This window comes from Longimicrobium sp., assembly GCF_036280135.1.
In the GTDB taxonomy this organism is placed as follows: Bacteria; Gemmatimonadota; Gemmatimonadetes; order Longimicrobiales; family Longimicrobiaceae; genus Longimicrobium.
Map to the genome: position 1 here is coordinate 1 of NZ_DASURI010000792.1, position 6,883 is coordinate 6,883.

The 6,883-nt window shown below is 71.3% G+C and carries 5 protein-coding genes and 1 pseudogene; 3 read left to right on the forward strand and 3 right to left on the reverse strand.

What is annotated here, in order from left to right:
* The 3 genes and pseudogenes from VFZ20_RS25565 to VFZ20_RS25575 all read left to right on the forward strand — a co-directional run.
* A pseudogene (locus tag VFZ20_RS25565) lies at nt 1–293 on the forward strand (glycogen-binding domain-containing protein); the annotation flags it as partial.
* 80 nt (nt 294–373) lie between these two features.
* Nucleotides 374–1,057 (forward strand): hypothetical protein, encoded by a 684-nt coding sequence (locus tag VFZ20_RS25570; protein ID WP_329686796.1) that lies wholly within the window; start codon nt 374–376, stop codon nt 1,055–1,057.
* A 172-nt stretch (nt 1,058–1,229) separates the two neighbouring features.
* Entirely contained in the window at nt 1,230–1,835 is a 606-nt protein-coding gene (locus VFZ20_RS25575) for a NifU family protein (RefSeq protein ID WP_329686797.1), read from the forward strand.
* A 266-nt stretch (nt 1,836–2,101) separates the two neighbouring features.
* Here the strand turns inward: VFZ20_RS25575 and VFZ20_RS25580 are convergent, their stop codons facing one another.
* The 3 genes from VFZ20_RS25580 to VFZ20_RS25590 form a co-directional block, all read right to left on the reverse strand.
* Nucleotides 2,102–2,383, reverse strand: coding sequence for a hypothetical protein (locus VFZ20_RS25580; RefSeq protein WP_329686798.1), 282 nt, complete (start codon nt 2,381–2,383; stop codon nt 2,102–2,104).
* A gap of 111 nt (nt 2,384–2,494) precedes the next feature.
* A complete protein-coding gene (locus VFZ20_RS25585; RefSeq protein ID WP_329686799.1) occupies nt 2,495–5,440 on the reverse strand; it encodes a glutamate-cysteine ligase family protein in 2,946 nt (981 codons plus the stop codon).
* Nucleotides 5,437–6,222 carry a hypothetical protein gene (locus tag VFZ20_RS25590; RefSeq protein WP_329686800.1) on the reverse strand — a complete coding sequence of 262 codons (786 nt, stop codon included), beginning with the start codon at nt 6,220–6,222 and terminating at the stop codon, nt 5,437–5,439. Before VFZ20_RS25590 ends, VFZ20_RS25585 begins: the two co-directional genes overlap by 4 nt.
* Nucleotides 6,223–6,883 lie beyond the last annotated feature (661 nt).

Here is a 6,883-nt window from a genome sequence, read left to right on the forward strand (position 1 = left end):
AGCGGCGCGCGGCGCCCGCCCTGCGCATGCCGCGGGTAGACGCGGGGTGGGCCGTCTTTCGCCTGCCGCGCGCGGACCACGCGCAGGCCCCCCTGGTGCTGGGCGACTTCAGCGAGTGGCAGCCCATTGCCATGACGGAGGAGGACGGCGCGTGGGTGGCGCGGGTGCGGGTGGCGCCCGGCGCCTACCACTACGCGTACCGCACGGCGGACGGGCAGGTGATGGTGCCCGAGGGCGTTCCCACGGTGGACGACGGCTTCGGCGGGCGCTCCGCGGTGCTGGTGGTGCCATGAAGACGATGATGCGTGACGCGGAGCGGCCACGGTTCGTCAGAGGATCGAACGAACCGCCGTCGAGAAACCGATCGGGAGTGATGAGGACGCTACGATTCATGCTGGTGCTGCTGGCCGTCCTGGCGGGGGTTCCCGCCACGGCGCGCGCGCAGGACCCGCAGCAGCGGATCGACACGGCGCTGCGCCGCGCCGAAGCGGCGGGCATTCCCGTGTCGCTGCTGAACGGCAAGGTGGCCGAGGGGCGCGCCAAGGGCGTGCCGGCGGACCGCATCGCCGCCGCGGTGGAGCGGCGCCTGGTGTCGCTTACCCGGGCGCGCGACGCCATGGCCGGCGCGCCGCGCACGGCGCCCGTGACGGCCGCGGACCTGTCCGTGGGCGCCGACGCCATCGAGGCCGGCGTGGACCCGTCGGTGCTGGGCCGGCTCACGGTGTCGGCGCCGGCCGCCCAGCGCGCCGTGGCCATCGCCGTGCTGACGGAGCTGGTGAGCGGCGGCGAACGGTCCGACCGGGCGCTGGCCCGGGTGACGGCGGCCCTGGCGCGCGGCCCCGAGGCCCTGCGCCGCCTGCCGGGCGAATCCGCCGCCGGCCAGGCGCAGGGCCGCGGGCCCGACGGGGCCGGCCCGCCCGGCCAGACCAACCGGGGAAACAACGGCGCCAATGGGCGAGGCCGCGGACAGGGCGGCCCGCCCGCTTCCGTTCCGGGCCCCACGGAGCGCCCCGGCCGCGGCCGTGAGAACAACCCCGGCAAGGGCAACAAGCCCTGACGGCGGACGGATCGATGAACGACGAGAGGGACGGCGCCGCGCCGTCCCTCTTCGTTTTTCGGTGGATGCGGATCAGGCCGATCCACGTCACCGTCGCCGTTGCGTGAACCGGATCGTCCGGCGAGTGTATGCGGGACAGCATTGGACCCTTCGCAAGCCGCAGAGAACGAGCATGATTCAGCTTACCGATCAGGCGCGCGCCCGGATCGACGCGTTGGTGGATGCCGGCGCCGTCCGCGATCCCGCGCTCCGCATTGCCCTGGCCGCCGGGGTGGAGGGCGAGCGCAGCCCGCTGGACCGCGAGTACGAGATCACGCTCGTGGAGCGCGAGGACAAGCAGAAGACGGAGATCGCCATCAACCTGGACGGCATCCGCGTGCTGCTGAACCTGGACACCAGCAACCTGCTGAGCGGCGCGCGCATCGAGTGGTCCGACGCCGACGGCGGGTTCCGGGTGGAGGTCCCCCGTCCGGCGGCCCGTCCCGCGCCCGTCGCGGTGGGGGGCGGCGGCGCGTGGGGCCCGCTGGCGGAGAAGGTGCAGACCGTGTTCGACACGCTGGTGAACCCGCGCATCGCGGCGCACGGCGGCGCGGTGGAGCTGGTGGACGTGGCCGAGGACGTGATCTACGTGCGGATGACGGGTGGCTGCCAGGGCTGCGCGGCGTCGGCGCTCACGCTGCGGCAGGGCATCGAGCGGATGGTGCGCGAGGAGATCCCCGAGGTGCGCGACATCGTGGACCTCACGGATCACGAAGCCGGCGCGAACCCGTACTACTGAGGGTACGAAGGTACGAAGGTACGAAGGTACGAAGGTACGAAGGTACGAAGGTACGAAGGTACGAAGGTACGAAGGTACGAAGGTACGAAGGTACGAAAGGCGACCGCATTGGCGGTCGCCTTTCGCACTTTCACACTTTCGCACTTTCGCACTTTCGCACTTTCGCACTTTCGCACTAAAACGACGGGGTGCGGACCGAAGCCCGCACCCCGTCCTTCACGCCTCCACCCATCCCCACCCCGTACTGCCCGTATCCCCTCCACCCCTCATCCCGCCTGCCCGGCCGGCGTCCCCACGCCTTCCGTTTGCCGCCGCGTTACCGGGGCGGCATCGCGGCACAGCCGCTCCAGCTCCTCCGGCTCCGCCGCTTCCCATCCCTCGGGGATGGGCGACAGGCGGCGCTTGTGCCCCTCGCGCTCAAAGCACAGCCACCCGCCCTGCAGGCCCGGCGTGAGCGTGTCCTCGTCACGGGCGGTGTCGTACTGCGGAACCACGTTCCACACCCGCCAGCCCTGCCCCTGCGAATCCGTGAAGTTGCGTAGCGCCATGGTGCCGCCCTCGTGTGTTTCTCCTCCGGGCCGGCCGCACCACGCACGGTCCGTGCCAGTCACGGTCCGCGGAAGCCGAGCTGTGACAACGGGTTGGAGGGCGGAATTCCGTCAAAGCCCACGCCGCGCCCAGGGCTCGTTGGCCTCCAGGCAGTCGATGAGCTCGATGTAGATGCGGCGCGCGGCCTCCGTGAACGTCTCGTCGTCCGCGTCGGCCACGGGCGCCAGCTCCGCGCGGATGCGCTCCGACAGCGTGCCCGTCTCGATCATCCGCCCGGCCAGGTCCAGGTACGGCGCCTCGTCCTTGCGCACGGCCCGGCGCGCACCGCCCAGAAGGTGCCGCAACACTTCGCGCGCGTCCGCCAGCCCGTCGCCGTCCCGCTCCACGTCCAGGTGCGGCGCCCGCACCCGCGCCGCGCTTCCGTCCCGGATGCAGGCGCGAAAGTCCTCCACGAGCACGGCGTGGTCCGGCAGCTCCACCCGCCCCCCCGCCACGCGCTGCGTGAGGTGCTTGAGCGCCGAGCGGACGAACGCGGCCACGGCCACGTCCATCCTTACGCACTCCTGCGTGTCCAGCACCCGCACCTCCATGGCCCGCCGGGCAAAGCGCAGGATGGCGCCCCGCGTGTTGAAGAACTCGTGGCGGATGGGGCCCGTGTCCGGCAGCCGGTCCAGCGCGCGGTACATGGGCGCCAGGATGCGCTTGCGGTAGTCGCCAAAGCTCTCCACGTACTCCGGCACGAGTTCGCCGCAGCTCTCCGGGATGCGCGCCTGGTGCTCCAGGATCCACGCCAGGCGCCCGTCCACGGCCGGCTGCAGCTCGCCGTCGTACATCGGCGAGCTGGCGGCGAGGGCCGGGAGGTAGGGGATGAGCAGCGCCGCCGCCGTGTGCATGGCGATGGCGTCCACCTCGCGGCCCAGGGGCAGGTTCAGGTGCGCCGCGTGGACGTTCATCCACCCGTGCGTGCGCACGTCGAACAGACGCGCGTACGTCGTGTAGATGCGCAGCCCCGAGCGCGTCCACAGCTTGCCCTTGCGCGGGTCGAACCACGGGTGCATCCCCGTGGGCAGCAGCCGCGCGCCGAACTCCGCGTGCAGCACGGCGCTGAACCGCTGGATGCCCTCCGCCAGCGCCGTCTCCGCGTCGGCCAGGGAGCGCAGGGGCTCCTGCGTCTTGATCTCGAAGACGTGGTCCGCGATCTCGTTGCTGAAGCCCACGGCCCCCAGGTCCACGTCCGACGTCCCCCGGCCGGCCAGCACCCGGAAGGCAGGCTCCACGAGCGACACCACGTTCAGGTCGCGGTCCACCGTGGGGTACTCCAGCTCCATCCCCGCCACCTCGAACGGCTTGTAGTGCCGGTCGCCGCCCCCGCCGCGCCCCGCCCGGATGGGCTTGCGCACCCGCTCCAGCAGCTCCGCCTCGTCCTCCACCGCCGGCGTGGCCGCGTCCGTCCCTTCCGGGCCCTGCTCGATGCGCCGCACGAAGAAATCCACCAGGTCCTCGTAGATGGCCGCCCCGTCCGCGGCGTCGTCGTAGCCCACGTCCAGGTTGGGGTTGTCGTTGATCTCGATGACGACGGGCCCGTCGGGCGTCTCCTTCAGGTCCACCCCGTACAGTCCGCCGCCGATGAGCCCCGCGGCCCGGAGCGCCGCGTCCACCACCTCCCGCGGCGCGTCCGCCCGGGCCACGGCCTCCACCCGGCCGTATCGCTCCTTGCCGCCCGGCGTCTCCGTGCGGATCTGCCAGTGCCCTCGCGCCATGTGGTACTTGCAGGCAAAGAGCAGCCGCCCGTCCAGCACCGTGATGCGCCAGTCGTAGTCCGTGGGCAGGAACTCCTGGGCGATGATGAGCGGCGAGCGGCGGAACATGTCGTCCGCGCGGCGGCGGAACTCGTCGCGGGTGCTCACCTTGTGCACGGCCGCGCTGAACGACCCGTCCGGCAGCTTGATGACGAGGGGTGAGCCCAGCTCCGCCACCTGCTCCCAGGGCGTGTGGCGGGTAAGGATGCGCGTCCGTGGCGTGGGAATCCCCTCGCGGCGCAGCAGCTCCTCCAGGAACACCTTGTTGCCGCAGCGGATGATGGACTGCGAGTCGTCCACCACGGGCATCCCCAGCGCCTCGGCCCGCAGGGCGAACTGGAACGCCGGCTCGCTCACGCCCGTGAGGGCGCGGATCCACAGGGCGTCGTATTCCGGCAGCTTGTGCAGCTCGTCCAGGCCAATGCGGCGGACGTGCACGTTGCGCCGCGCGGCCACCCGCTCCAGCCGGTCCAGCGTTTCCGGGCTGGAGGGGCTGAACGCGTCGTCCGGGTCGTGCAGGACGGCGAGGGAGGCGCGCCGCTCCTCGCGCGGCGGCTCCGTCCCCCGGCGCACGATGCGCTTATGGTCCGCTAAAGATTCACAGAGCTGCTGCCGATCCTCTGACGAGAGGCGGTGGGGCGGCACGGGGGCCAGGGCCGTCACCTTCCACTCGCCCTCCTCGCGGACCAGCTGGAGACGGAGGACGGGCGCGGGCCACTCGCGGTACACGGCCAGGGCCGTGTTGCGAAAGCGCGCATCCGCCGCGCTGCCCAGGAAGACGAGCGTCTCCGCCGTCTCGTCCTCCGTGGCCAGGCGCACGGTGGACGACCCCTTCTCCTGCACCCGCACGCAGGGCGTGGGAAAGGAGCGCGGCGCCTCGTCGTCCTCCCCCTCGTCCTTGGCGGACGGGACGGGCTTGGACGCGGCGCGACGGCGGGCGCGCATCTCCTCCGGGTCTACCGTGGGGACCCCCGCCTCCTGTAGGGTGCGAAAGAGGCCGTACGCGTCCGCGAACCCCTCGCTCACGTCGACGGAAGGGATGGCGTGCTGCCCCCGGGCGTCGGCCAGGAGGGAAACGTAGTAGCCCTTGCTGCCGTACTTCCACGAGCGGCACAGGTTCACCACCACGGCGCCCGTCTCGGCGAGCGCGTCGCCGCCCTCCAGGTAGCGGTCCGCGGCGACGGCGATCCCCTCGGGCAGGCCGCGCGCGTCGTCGGGGTTGGAGACGACGGCGATGACACGGGTGCGGTTGCTCACGCGGCGGCCTCCCGCGGCCACAGCTCCAGCAGCACGGCGTCGTACGTCACGTCGCCCAGGAGGATGGCATTGATCAGCCGCTGCCCGTCCACCACCTGGCGCCCGTCGGGCATCAGGGGGACGTGGCGGGACGGGTCGCGCACGCTGAACTGCCGCCCCCAGTGCTCGTATCCGCAGATGACGACGAAGTGGCCCGTGGGCTCGCCCCCCACGTCGTCTTCCACGAGGGTGTCGTCGTCCAGCTGCCGCTCCCGCGCGAAGCGGTACAGGTAGGTGGCCGAGAGCCCGGCCAGGACGGGGTGCTCGCGGTCGATGATCTCCTTGAGCAGGGCCGGCGAGAGCTCGTCGAAGGCCAGCTCGCCGCCCATCTCCAGGAAGTCCAGGTACGCGCGGGCGGCCCGCAGCCGCGTGGAGTCGGAGAGGTACGGAAAGCGGGCGTGGATCTTCTCCGCCAGGACCTCGCGGGGCAGCCCGTGCCAGGTGGGGTCGAAGATGCGCAGGTCGTACGAGTAGATGCGCGCGCCAAAGCCGCGCCGCAGCCCGGCGATGCCCAGGAAGACGGCCAGGGTGCCCCCGTCGTCGTTGCGGTCGATCTCGCCCAGCACCTCCTCGTCTCCCACCCGCAGGCCGTAGAAGTCGTAGACCTTGCGCAGGCAGGTGGGCCCGCAGGTCACGTCGTCGGGCTGCACGAAGCGCTGCACCCGCAGCTCGTGGGCAAAGCGGTCCTCCTGCTCCCGCCGGTCTTCCGGCGGCGCGGGGAGGGTGTCCAAGGGGTTCGTCATCTCCGTGGGGCCGCTGTGGTGCGCGCGGTTCCGTGCGCGCGGATCGAGATCCGGCCCCGGAGCAACGCCCGTACCATCCGCCGGGCCCCGTGCACGCCGCGCGGGTTTGCTGCCGCATTTCGCACGCACTCTGGGGACTTGCGCGGGGTGCTAACTTGTTAGCGGAGACGGAGCGGACACCGATTCGGCCAGGGACGGCGGGAAATTGCCCGTCCGGGTGCGTGGCGCGCGCCTTGTACGGGTGACGCCATGGACAGTTCCGGCGTCAGAGGAGGGTGCGACGGGCGCGCGAAGCAGTTCTGTCACGGGGGATGTCCCCTGGCGTGCGCGGCCCGGATTGTCGACAGAACGGTCGCAGTGGACGGCCGGCGGCGTCTGAAGTGTTGACACGTAGCAGTTTCCGACGTACTCTACATGAAAGTCTCCGCAGTGGCGCACACTTTGCGACGAGTATCACAAGTGTTGCAGTGGCGGACCTTTCGGCGTGCCGCTCGTGTATACGGAATGTTGCTGGCGTGGGCAGTCGTAACGCGCCACATCCATTCGCGGCCGATCGACCGTAGCAGTCTGCGTTTTGGGTGAGGATCTGCACAGAGCGATTTGGGCGGGCCTCATGACAAAATTGTGGCGTTTTGGCGCAGACTTGCATATAGTATACACA